The sequence below is a fragment of the Streptomyces sp. URMC 126 genome (assembly GCF_051386555.1).
Taxonomy (GTDB): domain Bacteria; phylum Actinomycetota; class Actinomycetes; order Streptomycetales; family Streptomycetaceae; genus Streptomyces.
Genome location: NZ_JBPQTX010000946.1, coordinates 1 through 265, shown reverse-complemented (window position 1 = coordinate 265; position 265 = coordinate 1). Strand labels below are relative to the sequence as shown.

Annotated in this window: 1 protein-coding gene; it reads left to right on the top strand. The window is 77.0% G+C overall.

Annotation, left to right across the window (positions count from 1 at the left end; genetic code table 11):
* On the top strand, positions 1-265 hold a 265-nt coding region (locus ACSNOK_RS34610; protein WP_436784676.1), incomplete at both ends, for a hypothetical protein.

Genomic DNA, 265 nt, shown 5'->3' with positions numbered 1-265 from the left:
CCACTGGGCGGAGCGGGAAGCCCCTCGACGCCGGCGCCGAGGGCGCGCCGTCTGGCCAGAGGAGCGGTCTTCTGCTCTGCGGGCACCAGGGCGACTGGGACGGCGGGGAGGCGTTCGGCGGCGAGCTGCGCGCGTGGCGCCGGCACCGGATCGGTGTCTCGCGGGCGGGACGCATCGGCGCGGTCGGTTCCGGTGCCCAGCGGGCGGCGGTCGGTCATCGACCGATCATCGCGGCGGGGCGGGAGTTCTTCTTCACCGCCCCGGC